At 69.1% G+C, this 17,341-nt stretch carries 13 protein-coding genes and 2 pseudogenes; 10 read left to right on the forward strand and 5 right to left on the reverse strand.

What is annotated here, in order from left to right; genetic code table 11:
• Together Acor_RS45225 and Acor_RS39935 are read left to right on the forward strand one after the other, a co-directional pair.
• Positions 1–582: pseudogene (locus tag Acor_RS45225) on the forward strand (NYN domain-containing protein); the annotation flags it as partial.
• A gap of 288 nt (positions 583–870) precedes the next feature.
• Positions 871–1,119: a hypothetical protein gene (locus tag Acor_RS39935; protein ID WP_155341970.1), complete on the forward strand. Its 249-nt coding sequence runs from the start codon at positions 871–873 to the stop codon at positions 1,117–1,119.
• A 37-nt stretch (positions 1,120–1,156) separates the two neighbouring features.
• Here Acor_RS39935 and Acor_RS39940 read toward each other — a convergent pair whose 3' ends face one another.
• Positions 1,157–2,215, reverse strand: a complete 1,059-nt coding sequence (locus tag Acor_RS39940; RefSeq protein WP_246239812.1) for a magnesium and cobalt transport protein CorA — start codon at positions 2,213–2,215, stop codon at positions 1,157–1,159.
• Positions 2,216–2,580: 365 nt separating this feature from the next.
• Between Acor_RS39940 and purD the strand changes: the two genes are divergently transcribed.
• The 5 genes and pseudogenes from purD to Acor_RS39965 all read left to right on the forward strand — a co-directional run.
• Positions 2,581–3,822, forward strand: coding sequence for a phosphoribosylamine--glycine ligase (purD, locus tag Acor_RS39945; protein ID WP_155341972.1), 1,242 nt, complete (start codon positions 2,581–2,583; stop codon positions 3,820–3,822).
• On the forward strand, positions 3,822–4,658 hold the full coding sequence (locus Acor_RS39950) for a phosphoribosylaminoimidazolesuccinocarboxamide synthase (protein WP_155341973.1): 837 nt from the start codon (positions 3,822–3,824) through the stop codon (positions 4,656–4,658). The genes purD and Acor_RS39950 overlap by 1 nt, the downstream gene beginning before the upstream one ends.
• A 101-nt stretch (positions 4,659–4,759) precedes the next feature.
• Entirely contained in the window at positions 4,760–6,031 is a 1,272-nt protein-coding gene (murA, locus tag Acor_RS39955; RefSeq protein WP_155341974.1) for a UDP-N-acetylglucosamine 1-carboxyvinyltransferase, read from the forward strand.
• Positions 6,032–6,283: 252 nt separating this feature from the next.
• Entirely contained in the window at positions 6,284–7,576 is a 1,293-nt protein-coding gene (locus Acor_RS39960; RefSeq protein WP_155341975.1) for a transcriptional regulator, read from the forward strand.
• Between the two features lie 108 nt (positions 7,577–7,684).
• Positions 7,685–8,518 (forward strand): annotated as a pseudogene (locus Acor_RS39965) (EamA family transporter); the annotation flags it as partial.
• Between the two features lie 30 nt (positions 8,519–8,548).
• Here Acor_RS39965 and hisC read toward each other — a convergent pair.
• Together hisC and Acor_RS39975 are read right to left on the reverse strand one after the other, a co-directional pair.
• On the reverse strand, positions 8,549–9,610 hold the full coding sequence (gene hisC, locus Acor_RS39970; protein ID WP_155341976.1) for a histidinol-phosphate transaminase: 1,062 nt from the start codon (positions 9,608–9,610) through the stop codon (positions 8,549–8,551).
• Between the two features lie 93 nt (positions 9,611–9,703).
• Complete coding sequence (locus Acor_RS39975) at positions 9,704–10,153, reverse strand: hypothetical protein (RefSeq protein ID WP_155341977.1); 450 nt, start codon at positions 10,151–10,153, stop codon at positions 9,704–9,706.
• Positions 10,154–10,317: 164 nt separating this feature from the next.
• Between Acor_RS39975 and Acor_RS39980 the strand changes: the two genes are divergently transcribed.
• The gene (locus Acor_RS39980; protein WP_170317344.1) at positions 10,318–11,256 is read left to right on the forward strand and encodes a CHAP domain-containing protein; all 939 of its coding nucleotides are present in this window, start codon (positions 10,318–10,320) and stop codon (positions 11,254–11,256) included.
• 81 nt (positions 11,257–11,337) lie between these two features.
• Complete coding sequence (locus Acor_RS39985; RefSeq protein ID WP_155341979.1) at positions 11,338–11,991, forward strand: M15 family metallopeptidase; 654 nt, start codon at positions 11,338–11,340, stop codon at positions 11,989–11,991.
• Here the strand turns inward: Acor_RS39985 and Acor_RS39990 are convergent.
• Positions 11,967–15,137 (reverse strand): AfsR/SARP family transcriptional regulator, encoded by a 3,171-nt coding sequence (locus Acor_RS39990; RefSeq protein ID WP_155341980.1) that lies wholly within the window; start codon positions 15,135–15,137, stop codon positions 11,967–11,969. The two genes, Acor_RS39985 and Acor_RS39990, sit on opposite strands and share 25 nt — an antisense overlap.
• 145 nt (positions 15,138–15,282) lie before the next feature.
• On the opposite strand from Acor_RS39990, the gene Acor_RS39995 reads away from it, so the two are divergent.
• Positions 15,283–16,035: a polysaccharide deacetylase family protein gene (locus Acor_RS39995; protein ID WP_155341981.1), complete on the forward strand. Its 753-nt coding sequence runs from the start codon at positions 15,283–15,285 to the stop codon at positions 16,033–16,035.
• A gap of 4 nt (positions 16,036–16,039) precedes the next feature.
• Here Acor_RS39995 and Acor_RS40000 read toward each other — a convergent pair whose 3' ends face one another.
• Positions 16,040–17,059 carry an acyltransferase family protein gene (locus Acor_RS40000; RefSeq protein WP_218034796.1) on the reverse strand — a complete coding sequence of 340 codons (1,020 nt, stop codon included), beginning with the start codon at positions 17,057–17,059 and terminating at the stop codon, positions 16,040–16,042.
• Between the last annotated feature and the right edge of the window lie 282 nt (positions 17,060–17,341).

The raw sequence follows: 17,341 nt of genomic DNA on the forward strand, positions 1-17,341 counted from the left end.
CCGCAGCCCCAGCCCCCCGCGCCGCCGCCTCCCACGCCGGTCCCCGCTCCGGTCGCGCAGGCCCAGCAGTACAACCCCCCAGGCAACAGCCTCGCGCCGTACCGCGAATCCCCCACCGGCAGCCACAGCGCCCAGAACAACGGCCTGTACCGCGAATCCAGCACCGGCTCCCACAGCGCCCCCGGCAACGCCGTCGCCCACTACCGCGACAACGGCACCCCGCCAGGCAACTCAGTCTCCCCCTACCGCGACACCAACACCGGCAGCTTCCCCGCCGCCCAGCTGGGCCCCTACACCGGCCCCCAGGCGGCCCCCATCAACCACAGCGCCGGCACCACCACCCTCGCCGAAGCCGTCAAGGCCGCCCACAAAGAAGGCCACGACTTCGGCGACTCGATCGCCCGCGACGCCCCCGCCCTCTGGCTCGAAGCCGTCCTGGCCCGCAAACCCCGCATGCCCTCCGACCTCGAAGCCCGCCTCCTCCAGGGCTCATCCCTCCCCATCGACTTCCTCCTCCACGACGAAGTCCGCCACGCCCTCCGCCGCGGATTCTGGGACGCCCTGGAACGCGCCCGCCGCTAGCCCGGTCCCGACCAGCACAGAGCGGCACCATACTTAGCGTGGCGATATTATTACTTTGTGTTGACCGTCTATCAGGACATCCGGGATCGGATTTACACTCTGGCGCGTGACCACGGCTTGCGAGTCGATTGGTCGGAGACAACGCAGGGTGTTCGCCTACTCTTCTTGTACGACCGGAGTCAGGTCTTGATAGCTCGCACGAACGTTCCAGTTCGTGGAATCACCGTGCGCGCGCTCGACGACCTGCAGACCGACCTTTGAACACGCGTTCGGAAAGGATTGGTTGCAGTGAGCTCCACGGTGCACCGCCTGACATTTCACGTCAGCAGAGAACGCGCCCTCGATCTCGACACGGACGTCTGGTATGCCAGCCCCATAGACGCCCCCATCCGATCTGGCGTCTCAGGCGAGACTCTCGCGGAGTTGCGTAGCGGAGCCGAGGCGATCAAACATTTCGTCCTCGGCGTGCCGGAAGACGCGGAAGTCGTCGTCTCATATGTCTTCCAGGTCTCCGGGCTGCCGGCCCAGACGGCATGAAGATGGCCTGGCCCTCCTCCTGGTGGGGAGGAGGGCTTCAGAGCCAGCCGTTGCGGCGGAAGGCGCGGTGGAGGAGGGTGCAGGCGATGATCATGACGCTGAGGACGGCGGGGTAGCCCCAGACCTCGTGGGTTTCTGGCATGTGGTCGAAGTTCATGCCGTAGATGCCGGCGATCATGGTGGGGACGGCCAAGATGGCGACCCAGGAGGAGATTTTGCGCATGTCCTCGTTGGCGAGGGCGTTGGTGCGGGCCAGGGCGGCCTGCAGGATGGAGTCGGAGAGTTCGTTGGAGGACTGCACCTGCTCGCAGACGCGGGAGAGGTGGTCGCCGACATCGCGGAAGTACTCGCGCATCTCCGAGGGGATCATGCGGCGCTGCGGGAGGGCGTTGAAGGGGGTCAGCAGGGGGGCGACGGCCCGCTTGAGCTCCAGCATCTCGCGCTTGAGCTGGTAGATGCGGTTGATGTCGCGGGAGCTGACCTCGGCGAAGACGGCGGCCTCGACGTCTTCGAGTTCGGCCTGCATCTGGTCGGCGACGTAGAGGTACTTGTCGACGACGTAGTCGGCGATGGCGTGCAGGACGCCGGTGGGGCCGCGGTTGAGGAGCTTGGGCTTGTCTTCGAGCTTCTCGCGGACGTCGGCGAGCGGGCTGTGCGCGCCGTGCCGGACGGTGATGACGAAGTCGGGGCCGACGAAGACCATGATCTCGCCGGTGGCGATGATCTCGCTGGTCGCGGACTTGGCTTCGGGGTCGACGAAGGCGACGGTCTTGAGCACGACGAACAGGGAGTCGCCGTAACGCTCGACCTTGGGACGCTGGTGCGCCTTGATGGCGTCCTCGACGGCGAGCGGGTGCAGGCCGAAGGTCTCGGCCAGCCAGTCGACCTCGGGGGCGGCCGGCTCGTACAGGCCGACCCACACGTACGCGGTGGGCTGGGGGCTGTCGTTGTTATGGGCGCGGACGAGCCGGACGGCGTCGGCGATGCCGTCGGCGACGACCTTCTTGCCCGCGATGTACGCGCCGAATTCGATCAGCGAACTGATCGAGTCGGCGCTGGGGAACGTCTTGTCCGGCAGCGGCGCGTCAGTACGCACGACGGCACGGGTGATTCTCGGGAAAAGCGTGGCGGAGCGCATGGCGGTCCCTTCCCGCCCGACTCAGCACGTTCCACGCAAAAAACGTAGTCACCCCTTGGAGGGCGTGGACGTGCTCTCGGGCACCTGATTGGAATGGTCGGGTTTGCGCACGACGTACGTGCGCCTGCACGTACTGACGGGATCACCAGGATTCACCCGGACCACCTCCAATCGCCACGAGACACCATGGAAAGGTCAAAAGTAACACATGACCTCAGCCTTCTCCCAGGATACTCCCAGCTTCACCAGCCGATCATGCAGGACTTGCCAAAAAGCGGGCGCGGATCCTGGCTCCCGGTGCGCATCCCCTACGCTTACGTCACGTGCGCGTTCTCGTCGTTGGATCCGGTGGCCGTGAGCATGCTCTGTGCCGTGGCCTGAAGCTCGACCCGTCCGTCTCCGCGGTGCACTGCGCGCCGGGGAACGCGGGGATCGCGGAGATCGCGACCCGGCACGCGGTGGACCCGGCCGACGGCGTGGCCGTCGTGGCGCTGGCCGAGCGGCTCGGGGTGGACCTGGTCGTGATCGGGCCGGAGGCGCCGCTGGTGGCCGGGGTGGCGGACGCCGTCCGGCAGGCGGGTTTCCCCTGCTTCGGGCCGTCCAGGGCGGCGGCCCAGATCGAGGGGTCCAAGAGCTTCGCCAAGGACGTGATGGTCGCGGCGGGGGTGCCGACCGGGCACTCGTTCACCTGCACGACGCCGGAGCAGGTCGCCGCCGCGCTGGATGAGTTCGGCCCGCCGTATGTGGTGAAGGACGACGGGCTGGCGGCCGGGAAGGGCGTCGTCGTCACCCGGGATCGCGAGGTGGCGCTGTCGCACGCGGCCGGGTGCCAGCGGGTCGTGGTGGAGGAGTTCCTGGACGGGCCCGAGGTCTCGCTGTTCGCCCTGTGCGACGGGGAGAGCGCGGTGGCGTTGCAGCCGGCCCAGGACTACAAGCGCGCCTACGACGGCGACGAGGGTCCGAACACGGGTGGGATGGGGGCGTACACGCCGCTGCCGTGGGCGCCGGCGGGGCTCACCGAGCAGATCATGACCGAGGTGGTGCTGCCGACGGTCGCGGAGTTGGCGCGGCGCGGCATTCCGTACACCGGAGTGTTGTACGCGGGGTTGGCGTTGACGCCGAAAGGCCCGCGCGTCATCGAGTTCAACGCACGTTTCGGCGACCCGGAAACCCAAGTGGTGTTGGATCGGCTGGAGACACCGCTGGGGCGGCTGTTGCTGGCGTGCGCCACTGGTGCGTTGGCTGGTCAGCAGTCACTTACGTACCGGCGGGGGGCGGCGGTGACAGTGGTCGTGGCCGCCGAGAACTACCCGGCGGATCCGGTGAAAGGCGACGTCATCGCGGGGTTGGAGCCCCAAGCTGAAGGTGGCTATATCTTGCACGCGGGCACCGAGGAACGCGACGGGGAGATCGTCTCCAACGGCGGACGGGTGCTCAACGTGGTCGGCACCGGGAACGATCTCGCGGAGGCCCGTGCGTCGGCCTACCGCACCCTCGAAGGAATCCGCCTCAGAGGCGCGTTCCACCGGACCGACATCGCCGCTCCGACCTGGGAAAACGGCTGATGAAGCACCTGCACTCCGGCAAGGTCAGAGACCTGTACGAGACCGACGACGGCCTGCTGCTGATGGTCGCCTCGGACCGCATGTCCGCCTACGACCACGTCCTGGAACCCGGCATCCCCGACAAGGGCGCGATCCTCACCCAGCTGTCGCTCTGGTGGTTCGACCAACTCGCCGACCTGGTGCCCAACCACATCGCCGGCCAGGGCCCTGACCTGCGCAGCGTCCTGTGCCGCAAGCTCACCATGGTGCCCGTGGAATGTGTGGCGCGCGGCTATCTGACCGGCTCCGGGCTGATCGACTACCGCCGTACCGGCATGGTGTCCGGAGTGGCGCTGCCGCCCGGCCTGGAGGACGGTTCACGCCTCCCGGAACCCATCTTCACCCCGTCGACCAAGGCCCCCGTGGGCCAGCACGACGAGCCCATGACCTACCCGGAAGTGGTCGCCGAAGTAGGCCCTGACGTGGCCGAACAGCTCCGGGAGATCACCCTCGCGGTGTACCGCAGAGGCGCCGAGATCGCGCTGGAACGCGGCATCATCCTGGCCGACACGAAGATCGAACTGGGCTGGGACGCGGACGGCGTGCTGACCTTGGGCGATGAGGTCCTAACTCCCGACTCATCCCGGTTCTGGCCGGAAAACAGCTGGTCACCGGGCCACCGACAGGAATCATTCGACAAACAGTTCGTCCGTGACTGGCTCACGTCCCCGGCCTCGGGCTGGGACCGCGCGTCCGACGCTCCGCCGCCCCGACTCCCAGCCGAGATTGTCGAACGTACGCGCGAACGTTATGTGGAGGCCTATCAGCGGTTGACCGGAACCACCCTCACCGGGTAGTTCCCCCGCGAATCGCGCCCCTTAGCGGCTACTGTGGCCCGATACCCGGCTACCGCACCAGCCGCTTCTTCCTCCACACCCCCAACTGAGGAGTCTTTTTCATGGTCCGTTACCGCGTACGCGGTGGCAATGTACTGCGTGGAACCGCCTTCATCCAGGGCGCGAAGAACGCCGTGCTGCCCATGATCGGGGCTGCGCTGCTCGCGTCCGAGGGTCGAACCGTGCTGCGCAACGTGCCCGCGATCGAAGACGTGCGGCGGGCGACGGAGCTCGCCGAGGCCATCGGTGCCAAGGTGCAGTTCCACGAGTCCGAGCGCACCCTGGTGATCGACGCATCGCGACTGACCAGTCCCGTCCTCCCGGCCGAGATCGCCCGCAGGTTCCGCGGCTCGGTCCTGTTCGTCCCGGCTCTGCTGCACCGTCTGGGCGAGGCGGTGATCGAGGGTGTCGGGGGATGCAACCTCGGCAGCCGCAACCTCGACTTCCACTACAACGGCTACAAGCGGCTCGGCGCGATCGTCAACGAAGAAGAGCGCGTCATCCACATCAAGGCGGCCGGGCTGACCGGCGCGCCGCTCTACCTGGACACGCCGTCGCACACCGGCACCGAGAACCTGGTCATGGCCGCGGCGCTGGCCAGCGGCACCACCGTGATCGAGAACGCGGCGCTGGAGCCCGAGGTCCTGGACGTCATCCACATGCTCACCCGGATGGGCGCCCGCATCCGCGGCGCCGGCACCGGTTTCGTCACCGTCGAAGGCGTGAACGAGCTCACCGCGGTCGAGCACACGGTCATGCCGGACCGGCTGGACGCGGGCGTGTTCATGATGGCCGCCGCGCTGACCGGCGGCTCGGTCAACCTGGTCGGCGGCTCGCTGGAGTATCTCGGCGTGGCCCGCTGGAAGCTGGAGCAGATGGGCGTCGTCTTCGAGGACGAGGGCGCGGTGCTCCAGGTGAGCCGGGCCGGACCCATCCGGCCGATCAATGTGATCACCGACACCTACCCGGGCTTCGCCACCGACCTGCAGTCCCCGCTGATGACGCTGGCCTGCCTGGCGGGCGGGACCAGCTACATCCACGAGCGTATCTTCGACGGCCGTTTCGCGCTGGCGGGCGAGCTCAACAAGATGGGCGCCAACATTGAGGTGACCGAGAACCGCGCGGTCGTGCACGGCCCGGTGAAATTGCGAGGAACGCGCGTCACGGCTCATGATCTGCGTTCCGGAATCGCACTCGTGCTCGCCGGTCTGGCGGCCGAGGGTGAGACGACAATCGACACCGGCTATCTCATCGATCGCGGTCACGCCGATCTCGCCCCGCGCATGCAGGCGCTCGGCGCGGATGTGGAACGCGAGATTTCCCCTTCCGAGTAAAATCACGTCCATAAAGGCACTGACCAGGCCATATACCGCTGGTAATCGCCGTTCCGCCCATCTCAGAACGGTATTCCGGCAAATCCGGGCGTGACATTACGGCCGTTGCGAGCGATCGTTCCAAAGAGAAGCTTCCCAGGAGCGGATTCCGGAGCTTTCCGGGGAAGCGAAACCACGAAGGCGCGCGGGATGGGACGAACATTGGTCGAGCGCACGGAAGAGTCTCCACGCGGATCGCGGGTGGGGGCCGGGATGGGCGCTGGGACGCCGGACCTCACCATCGGTGTGGTGGGACCCCATGACCTCGTCGAGCGGGTGATGCTCATGGGCCACTCGGCGGCTCCGGTGCCCTGTCGCCTGGTGGCCGCTGCCTATCGCGACGAACAGGAGGCCTCAGACAAGGTAACCAGACTCGGTGGCGTAGACGCCTGTCTCTTCGCCAGTCCGATTCCCTACGAACTGGCCCGGCGGTCCGGCGTGCTGACCATGCCGGCGACGCACGTGCAGCTCGGCGGCGCCGCGCTCACGGCGGCGATCGCGCGGGCCGCACTGGACGACCGCATCGACCCCCGGCGGGTGAGCCTGGACGTGCTCAGCCGCTCGGAGATCGACGAGGCCTACGCCGATCTCGGACTGTCCGCGGCGGAGGTGCACAGCCGGGATGAACCCGGCGCCACCGGCACCATCGCGGCATTCCACGAACGGCTCGTCCGGCAGGGGGCCTCAACCGGCGCGCTGACCTGCATTCCCGGGGTCGCGGACCGGCTGACGGCCGCGGGCATACCGGCGATCAGGATCCGGCCGACCTCGGCCGCGGTCAGGACCGCCTTACACACGGCCGCGCTACTCGGCGCGCACCACCGGCTCGAAGAGTCGCAACTCACCGTCATTCTGGTCGAGGTGCCGACGCTGCGGGAACCGGTGCGGCGGGCGGCGCCCCGGTACTGGCGGGACGAGCTGCGGCTGTCGCTGCATCGCCTGCTGGTGCAGGAGGCCAACCGGATCAACGCGAGCGTGTGGCCGATCGACGACCACAGCTATCTCGTGGTCGCCACCCGGGGCTCGATCGCCGGGGCGACGGACGGCTTCCGCGTGTTGCCGTTCGCCGCGCGAATCCGGGACGAACTGGGCCTCGCGGTCGAGGTGGGGGTCGGCATGGGACGTACCACCCATGACGCGGAGACCCACGCCAGAGCGGCGCTGGCCAGAACCCAGGCGGGCAAGCAGGCGCAGGGGTTCGCGGTGGACCGGGAGGGCCGGGCGCTCGTCCCGCCACCTCGGATGCCTCCGCAGTCGGCGGGTCCGGTCAAGCCCAAAGGGGTGGAGGTGCTCGCCCGGCTGGCCGCCAAGCTGGAGGGCGGGGACACGGTCGTGGACGCGGAGGGTGCCGGCAAGATGCTCGGCGTCACCCCGCGTACGGCTAGGCGATTGTTGCGCACGCTGGTCGACGAGGGACTCGCGTGGCCGCTTCCGCCGAACCGGACACCACAGCCGGGCCGCCCCCGGCAGCTCTACCGGTTGATCGTCGAGAAGCTCAACCGCTAGCACGGGGTCGGGTGGGCGCGTCGTGGGGACCTGCCCACCCGACCCCGTGTCACGAAATGTCGGACTTCATCGCTATTGTCATGAGCCATGGGTCAGAACACTCGTGACATGCGGGTCTGGGTCGCGCTCGCCACCGTCTACGTGGTGTGGGGCTCGACCTACCTGGGCATCGCCATCGCGATCGAGACGATGCCGCCGATGCTCAGCGGCGGTCTGCGGTTCGTCACGGCCGCGCTGATCCTGGGCACGTTCCTGCTGCTCCGCCTCGGCGGCCGGGCCCTGCGCATGACCTGGCGCGAGTTCGGCGGCGCGGCCCTGGTCGGCGTGCTCCTGCTGACCGGCGGCAACGGCATGGTGGCGGTGGCCGAGCAGTACATCGGCACCGGCCTGGCCGCGCTGCTGGTGGCCTCGACACCGCTGTGGCTGATCGTGCTGCGAGTGGTGTTCCGGGATAAACCCCCCATACTCACCCTGACCGGGGTTCTGGTCGGATTCGGCGGGGTGGCTGTTCTGTCACTGGACGGTGGCAGCTCGTCGTCACCGGGCGGGGTCGCCATCATCCTGATCGCGTCCGTTTCCTGGTCGCTCGGCTCGTTCCTGGCCGGGCGCATCCCGATGCCGAAGAACGTGTTCATCGGCAGCACGGTCGAGATGGCCGTCGGCGGCGTCGGGCTGGTGCTCGCCGGGGCGGCGTTCGGGGAGCGGCTGGTGCTCGCGGACGTGTCGGCGCGGTCCTGGCTGGCGCTCGGCTACCTGGTGCTGGTCGGCTCGCTGATCGGGTTCACCTCGTACGCGTGGCTGCTCGGCAACGCGCCCATCTCGCTGGTGTCCACCTACGCGTACGTGAACCCGGTGGTGGCGGTGCTGCTCGGCGTGCTGGTGCTCGGCGAGTCGGTGAGCGTCGCGATGGTCGCGGCCGGGCTGGTGATCGTGGTCGGGGTCGCCCTGGTGGTGTCCACCGAGAAGCGCGCGTCAGGCGCGCCGGAAAGTCTCGGCGGCGTGCAGGAAGGCGTCGTTGGCCTCCCGGTCGCCGATGGAGACGCGGGCGCCCTCTTCGCCGAACGGCCGGACGGAGACCCCGGCGGCGGCGCAGGCCGCGGCGAAGGCGGGGGTGTCGGCGTGCAGGCGGAGCCAGACGAAGTTGGCCTCCGAGTGGGGGACCGGCCAGCCCTGGGCGACTAGCGCGTCGCGCACCCGGGTCCGTTCTGCGACGACGGTGTCCACCCGGGCCAGCAGCTCCTGCTCGGCCTGGAGCGAGGCGACGGCGGCGGCCTGGGCGAGGTGGTTGATCGCGAACGGCATCATCGCCTTGCGCACCGCGCCGGCCACCGGCTCCTGGCCGATCAGGTAGCCGACCCGCAGGCCGGCCAGCCCGTACGCCTTGGAGAAGGTGCGCAGCACGGCCACGTTCGGCCGGTCCCGGTAGATGGTCAGGCCGTCCGGCACCTCGGCGTCGCGGACGTACTCGCGGTAGGCCTCGTCCAGGATGACCAGCACGTGCTCGGGGACCCGGTCCAGGAAACGCTTGAGCTCGCCGGCCCGGTTGGCGGTGCCGGTCGGGTTGTTCGGGTTGCAGACCAGGATCATCCGGGTGTTCTGCGTGATCGCGTCGGCCATCGCGTCCAGGTCGTGCGTCTCGTCCTTGAGCGGGACGCGGACCGAGGTGACGCCGGACAGGTCGGCCAGGAGCGGGTAGGCCTCGAACGAGCGCCAGGCGTAGATCACTTCGGCGCCGGGTTCGCCGACGGCCTCGAAGAGCTGCTGGGCCACGGTGACCGAGCCCGCGCCGAGCGCGAGGTGCTCGGCGGGCACGCCGTACCGGGCGGCGAGGGCCTCGATCAGGCGGCCGGCGGCCGGGTCCGGGTAGCGGTGGATCTGGGTGGCCGCCTCCGCGATGGCGCGGACCACGCTGGGGAGCGGCGGCTCGGGTGACTCGTTGGAGGAGAGCTTGAAGGATCGGCCGTCCGGCGCGACGACGGCCTGGCCTGCTTTGTAGGCCACCATGGTGTCGAAAACAGCGCGGAACTGCGGCATGCGTACCCCTCAAGAATGCGGTGTATGCCCACCTTAATGGGTGAACCCGGCCCTCTATCGAGGACCGGGAACCACCGCGTCAGGCTTTACGGTCTACCACCAGGGGCCGCACACCGAGAAGGCGCCGCTCACCCGGCCGCAGGCGCGGAACACCCGGCTGGCGGAGGTGCTGGTGGCGTAGCCGCGGGTGTACGGCACGCCGCCGTCGGCGTCGACCAGGTACGGCCCACACTGCGTCCAGCTGGCGCCGCCGTTGTTGCTGACGTCCATCCAGACCCCGTCGCCCTTCTTCGTGGTGCCGGTGAGGCGCGCCCAGCCGACCTGCTGTCCGCCGACCGTGCCCTTGCGGAGCTCGGCGTAGGTGCCCTGGCGGCCGGCGTCCTGGCGGTACACGGTGCTGGTGCCGGTGGCGCTGCCCGGGTTGGGCCAGGACGCGCAGTCGGCCTGGGTGGCGCTGGCGGTCGAGCCGCTCACGGTCACGATCGCGGCGGCGGCGAGCACGGCTCCGATGGCCAGAGCCCCGGTGCGGCTGGTGATCTTCATGGGATCCTCCTCAGTCGTTTCTGGCTGTCGATGAGGAGCTTCCGTCCTGTGACTCCAGAACTCCTCCAGCGGCGCTGAGACGGGCCTTATAGCGGCTCTGAAGGCTATTTGAAGCGGGCCGGTGGATGGTCAGACCACCCGAGCAGCACCCGAAGGGAAATCCGATGGCACTCAGGCAGCTCATCAGCGGCGCCGCGACCGCGCTCGTCATCGCCGCCGGTCTGGTCACGATCGCGGCAGGACCGGCGTCGGCCGCCGCCACCCGAGCCCAGATCGTCTCCGTCGCCCAGACGGAACTGAACAACGCCTCCCGCAACCACGGCGCGGGACCGCAGAGCACGTGGGGCGTCTGCAACTACTACACGGGGGTCTTCCGGACCTGGAAGCCGGCCACGTCCTCCTGCCCGACCACGGACGGGGTGCGCTGGCGGGAGAGCGACTGGTGCGCCGACTTCGCCAAGTACGTCTGGAAGAACGCCGGAGTCACCTACGCCAACATCGCGGAGGGCAGCGGGGGCGTCCTCACCGGTGTCGCCGCCTCGTTCAAGGACTACGGCACCACGTACGGCACCTGGCACACCCGCAGCAGCGGCTACACCCCAGAACCGGGTGACGCGGTCGTCTTCGACTGGGAAGGCGACGGGGTGATCAACCACGTCGGCATCGTGAGCTCGGCCAACGCGAGCACGGTCTACACGATCGAGGGCAACAGCGGCACCCCGAGCATGACCAGGGCGCGCAGCTACACCCGCTCCTCGGCCAGCATCGTCGGCTACTCCGCCCCCGTCGGCGTCGGCTCCACCCCGCCGACCCAGCCGCCCACGCAGGGCAAGTACTGGGTCGACACCTTCGCCGCAGCCCCCGGCTACTCCACCCCGGGCGGCGCCCGCACCGGCACCCTGAACGCCGGCACCAACTACGTGTACTGCAAGGTCTGGGGCCCGGTCGTCCAGGTGAGCGGCGCCTTCAACCACTGGTGGCTGAAGACCGACCTGGACAGCGGCAGCCCCTGGCAGAACCAGTACGTCTCCGCCTACTACCTCTCCCGCTGGGGCAATGACGAAGCCAAGGACAACAGCGGGGTAGTGATCCCCAACTGCTAGCAAACCCGCCGCAACCCCCCGCCGGTGGACGTCGACTACCCCGACGCCCACCGGCTTCACCCGTATACGGAGACGAGAACGATGCACGAGATCATCCTCATGTCGGACCCCAGAGTGGCGCAGGTGCCCGTCGAGGAGTGCGGCGAACCGCTCGTCGACGTCCGCGACATCCCCGGCGTACGGCTCGACAACCGGCTGGCCGACACCGTCAGCGCGTACACCCGGCTCAGGTCCGGCGTCGCCGAACGCCTCACGACCGCCCAGAAACACCTGCCCCCCGGGCTCGGATTCCTGGTCGTCGAGGGCTACCGCCCGCTCTCCCTGCAGATCCGCTACTTCGACGAGTACGCCGCCGAACTCCGCGACGCCAACCCCGGCTGGCCGGAGGAGTACGTCCTGGTCCAGGCGTCCCGCTCGCTGGCGCCCCCGGCCGTCGGCCCGCACGTCAGCGGCGGGGCCATCGATCTCACCCTCTGTACGGCCGAAGGGCTCGAACTGCCGATGGGCACCGAGGTCAACGCCAGCCCCGAGGAGAGCGACGACGCCTGCTACACCAACGCCCCCGGCCTGCCCCCGGCCGCCCGCGAGAACCGGGCCATCCTGATCGCCGCCCTGACCGCCGCCGGCCTGGTCAACTACCCGACCGAGTGGTGGCACTGGTCCTACGGCGACCGCTACTGGGCCGCCCTGACCGGCGCGGACGCCGCACTCTACAGCCCGCTCGACTGGCCCTGATCCCGTTCGGCGAGCAGTTCCGCGTACTCCCGGGCGCCGCACCCGTGGAAGATCCGCAGGGCGGCTTCGCGAATCTCCGCCGCGGCGGCGTCCTCGCCGCGGCGGTCCCGCAGCCGGGCCACATCCCGGAGGGTACGGGCCCGGAAGAGAGGCAGGTCGAGTTCGTCCCACAACCTGATGGATTCCTCGAAGCTGGACTCCGCCCGGCCGTAGTCCGCCATGGCCAGGTGGAGTTCGCCCAGCGTGCGCAGGCTGAGCGCGGCCCCGAAACGGTCGGCCGACCGGCGGGAAACGGCCAGGGCGTTCTCCAGCTGCGCCTCCAGGCCGTCGAAACGGCCCTGGCGCAGGCGGGTCTTCGCCCATGCCTGGACGCCGAACGCCTCGAACAGCTCGTCGCCGACCTCGCGGAAGATGGCGAGCGACCGCGCGGCCAGCTCCTCGGCCGGGGTCAGCTCGCCCATGGCCCGGTGCACCAGGGACAGGCTGCGCAGGGTCAGCGCCTCGCCCCTGCGGCTGCCCGCGCTCCGGTAGGCGGTCAGCGACTCGGCCAGGTCCTCGCGCGCGCCGGGGAAGTCGCCGAGCTCCAGCCGTACCGAGCCGCGCAGCCGGGTGACCTGGCCGATCGCGGCGTCGTCGCCCATCGCGTGGGCGGAGGCCCTGGCCGCGTCCAGGTATTCCAGCGCCGCGCCGAAGCGGGCCTGCTCCCGGCAGGACGCGCCCAGCGTGGCCAGCGCGGAGGTCTCGCCCTGCGCGTCGCCCACCTGGCGGAACATGAGCAGCGCCTCGTCCAGGCACTCGCGCGCCTCCGCGAAGCGGTCCTGGGCGTATTTGAGCTCGCCGAGTTCGGCCAGCAGGCGGGCCTCGCCGTGCTTGTTGCCGGCCCGGCGGGCGGCGGCCAGGGCCGCGTCGTGAGTGCGGGTCCAGGCCTGGAGGCGGTTGTGCACCACGAAGACCGAACCGCACAGCGCGGAGGCGAGCTCGCCCGCCAGCTCGTCCAGGTCCATCGCGGCGGCCACCTCGACGCCGACGACCAGGCTGTCCTGCTCGGCCTCGAACCAGGCGCGCGGGTCGGCCAATACCGGCTCGGCCAGCGCCGGGTCGGCCTCGATGGCGTGCGGGTACTCCTCCCGGAGGTGGATCGAGCCCGACGGCGCGGCCAGCGTGATCTGCTGGATCAGCCAGAGCCAGCGGCCGAGCACGCGTTCCGCCGCGGCTTCCCTGTCGTGCGGCTGGTCCTCGGATTCGGCGCGTTCGCGGGCGAAGATGCGGACCAGGTCGTGGATGCGGTAGCGCAGGTCGCCGAGGCCGTCGGTGCCGATGTGCTCGACGAGCTGGGCGTCGACCAGCCCTTCGAGGAGGTCCTCGGCCAGGTAGCGGGGGAGTTCGAGGAGGGCGCCCACGGTGGCGGCGCAGAAGCCGGGCAGGCCCAGCAGGCCGAGCAGGCGCAGGGCGCGCCGGGCCGGATCCGGCAGGGCGCGGTAGCTGAGCTGGATTCCGGCGCGGACCTCCTGGTCGCCGACGGCGAGTTCGTCCAGGCGGCGGAGTTCGCTGGTCAGGCGTTCTGCCATCAGGTCGAGGGACCAGGCGCGGCGGGAGGTGAGCTTGGCGCCCGCGATGCGGATCGCCAGCGGGAGATGGCCGCACAGGGCGACGATCCGGCGGGCCGACGAGCCTTCCCGGCCCACCCGTTCGGGGCCGACGATCCTGGTGAGAAGTTCGACCCCTTCGTCCGGGCTCAGCACGGCCAGTTCGGTGAAGGCCGCGCCGGCCAGGCCGGCCAGGCGGTTGCGCGAGGTGATCAGGACGGCCGGGCCCGGGGTGCCCGGCAGCAGCGGGCGGACCTGGCGTTCGTCGGCCGCGTCGTCGAGCACGATCAGGATGCGGCGGCCGGCCAGCAGCGAACGGTAGCGGGCGGCCCGTTCCTCCCTGCCGGTCGGGAGGTTGACCTGGTCCGCGCCCAGCTCGCGGAGGAGCCGGCCGAGGACCTCCTCCGGCGTGGCCGGGGCGTCGCTCATCCCGCGCAGTTCGACGTGGATCTGACCGTCGGGGAAATCACGCGCCAGCCGATGGCCGACATGCCCGGCGAGAGCGGACTTGCCGCTGCCGCCCTGCCCGGAGACCACGGCCACCGGCACCGACGAACTCCCCGCTCTCGGCAGCAGCAGCCCGGCCAGCACCTCGACCTCGTGCCGCCGCCCGGTGAAGTCGGGCGGCTCTGGCGGCAGCTGCGCGAGTGTGGGCTCGCTGCGCTGTTCCCCCCGTCGTTGCTCGGCCTCGGCAGGTCCCCGCGGATCGGCTTGCTGATCGCTGAGGTCCCGCTGCGGGTCCGGGAGGGGCTCTGGTAATCGGAGCCGGAGGTTGGGTGGCCGGGTTCTGGGGGTCGAGTCGGTGCTCGTCCAGCCGAGGGCCGTGTCGTCGGCGCGCAGGACGGCTTCGTGGATGGCGCGCAGTTCCGGGCCCGGTTCGATGCCGAGCTCGTCCACCAGCAGGTCGCGGCCGTGCTGGAAGACGGTCAGGGCTTCGGCCTGCATGCCGAGGCGGTACAGGGCGATCATCAGCTGGCCGCGGAGGCGTTCCCTGGTGGAGTGTTCGCCGACGAGGGAGCGGAGTTCGGCCACGATCTCGGATTCCGCGTTCCTGGCCAGGTCGGCGGTGATGCGTTCCTCGATCGCGGTCAGGCGCATCTCGGCCAGCCGGGCGGCCTCGGTGCGCAGCGCCTCGCCGAGGCCGCCGAGGGCCTCGCCGCGCCAGAGCCCGAGTGCGGCGGCGAACTGGGCGCTGGCGCCCTCCAGGTCGCCCGCCGCCATCCGGCGACGGCCTTCCGCGACGCGGGATTCGAAGTGCTCGGAGTCGAGCTCGCCTGGGCGGGTACGGACGACGTAGCCGGGGGCGCGGGTCTCGATCACCTCGCCGCGGCCGGCCGCGAGGAGTTCCTTGCGCAGCGCGGAGACGTACGTCTGGATCAGCGCGGGGGCGCTGCCCGGGGGTGAGGTCGGCCACAGGATGTCGATGAGGCGGTCGACGGAGACCACTCTGCCCGGTTCCAGCAGCAGGGCGGCCAGCAGCGTACGGGGTTTGGGCCCACCGAGGTGCAGGCTACGCACCCCGTCCCATACCTCGACGGGCCCGAGTACTCGAAACTCCACCGTCTCTCCCAGCTATCAGCAGTGGGGACGCGCGGACAGAACGAAAGCGGTATGGATACAACCGCACCAAGTCCGAAGACGCAAGGAGATCCTGAAAGATCGCCAACGCGACCGCAGACGGTAACCGCCGTTAAGATGCGGCACCATGCGGCTGATCGTAAATAAAGTCAGAGTTGCCCTGTTTGGCAGAGTTAGTGGTGTTGTGCGAGTTTCGCGGGTGGCGTTGGCTGTCCTGTGTGTCTCGTTTCTGGTGGTTCCTTCGGCGTCGGCGCATGTGGCGAAGCCGTACTGCGAGAAGTACAAGTGCATCGCGTTGACGTTTGATGACGGGCCCTGGCCGTACACGCCGGAGTTGCTGGACACGCTCAAGAAGTACAAGGCGAAGGCGACGTTCTTCGTGTTGGGGCGGAAGGTGGAGAATCGGCCCGACATGATGAAGCGGATGGTCAGGGAGGGGCATGAGGTGGGGAACCACACGTGGGATCACCCCAGTCTGACTACCCTCACGGATGAGGAGATCGTCGCCGAGGTCACCAGCACGCAGGATGTGATTCACGAGACGATCGGGTTGTGGCCGACGATGATGCGGCCGCCGTCGGGGGCGACGAACGCGCGGGTGGCGGCGCGGATGGCCGAACTGGGGCTGCCGCAGATCCTGTGGACCGGGTCGACGCTCGACTGGCAGGCCAGGAACAAGAAGATCATCACGGCGCGGACGCTCAAGCTGGCGAAGCGGAACGCGGTGATCCTGCTGCACGACATCGTCCCCGAGACGGTCAAGTCGATGCCGACCGTGCTGAGCACGCTCAAGAAGAAGGGCTACAAGTTCGTGACCGTGTCGACGTTGCTGGGTGATCGTGAACTTGCGCCCGGTGAGGTCTGGCCGAAGAAGAAATAGCGTTTCAGGAGGCGTCGGCCCGTAATGAGCGGGCCAGCGCCGACTTCAGGCGGGGCTGTAACGGGACCTCGACGAGACGGTAGACCAGCCAGGCCACGCCGACCACGGTCAGCAGCACCACGGGGAGCGTGAGGCGGTTGCCCAGGATCGGGTGTAACCACTGGATGAGCAGGAATCCGATGTGGTGGTGGAACAGGTACAGCGGGTAGGTCACCGCGCCCAGGACCGTGAACCACTTCCAGTCCAGGCCGTCCAGTTTGCCCAGCGCGACCAGGCACATCACCAGGAAGATCAGCGAGATCACGCCGACGGCCAGGGCTGATCCCGTGGCTTCCCCGAAGCGTGTCACGGCTGGAGGACGTTCGCCGAGTAGTTGGACGAGGGCGAGGATCCAGGCGGTCGCCACGAACAGCCACGGCAGCAGCGAGCCGCCGAATCGGTAGATCAGGAACAGGGCCATGCCCGCGATGAAGTACGGCGCGCTGAACTGGACCAGGACCACCTTGAGCAGGCTGATGTCCAGCCGCTCACCGATGAGCAGCAGGAACGTCCAGCCCGCCATGAATCCGAGGCAGCGCCGGTAGGTGATGCCGACTGCCGAGAAGCACCCGATCATCACGTAGAAGACGAGTTCCTGCCAGAGCGTCCAGTAGACGATCTCCAGGTCGCGGACCTTCATCCCGTGCTGGAGCATCGTCAGATTCGCCAGCAACTCCGACACCGTCGGCCGATGATCAGTGATCAGTCCCGCCAGCGCCAGCGCTCCGAGGACGATCACGCTCGCCCAGTACGCCGGATACAACCGCGCGATCCGCGAAGCCGCGAACTCCCCCGTGCTCCGCCCCCAAGCACTCATCAAGATCACAAACCCACTGATCATGAAGAACAGCCGCACCCCGTACGACCCGAACATCGTGACCGCGCTGAGCGCCGGAAACGCATTCGGCGTCCCCCACGCCCGCGTCTCCCCGAAGTGGAACAACACCACCCCAAGCGCCGCCACAAACCGCAGCAAATCAAGCACGCGCAACCGCTGCCGACCCGGAGGTTCAACGCCGCTTGGTTCCACGATGGCCGCCGCAGACGGAGGCGCCGAGATCAGCACAGGGGCGAATATATCCTGAGAGTTCTCTGGGAGATCACGTAACGGCTGCGATAGGCGTTCTTGCCCGATTCACACCGGGATGAACGCAGTGGTTTCTCCCCCGCCCGTTGTTCGCGCGGGTCTCCGCCCGTCCTCTTCTGCGGCCTTGGCCGATGGTTTCGGCTTCGCCGGGGGGACGTGGTTCTCCCATCCACCCGCCCC

The sequence above is a fragment of the Acrocarpospora corrugata genome (assembly GCF_009687845.1).
GTDB classification, from domain to species: domain Bacteria; phylum Actinomycetota; class Actinomycetes; order Streptosporangiales; family Streptosporangiaceae; genus Acrocarpospora; species Acrocarpospora corrugata.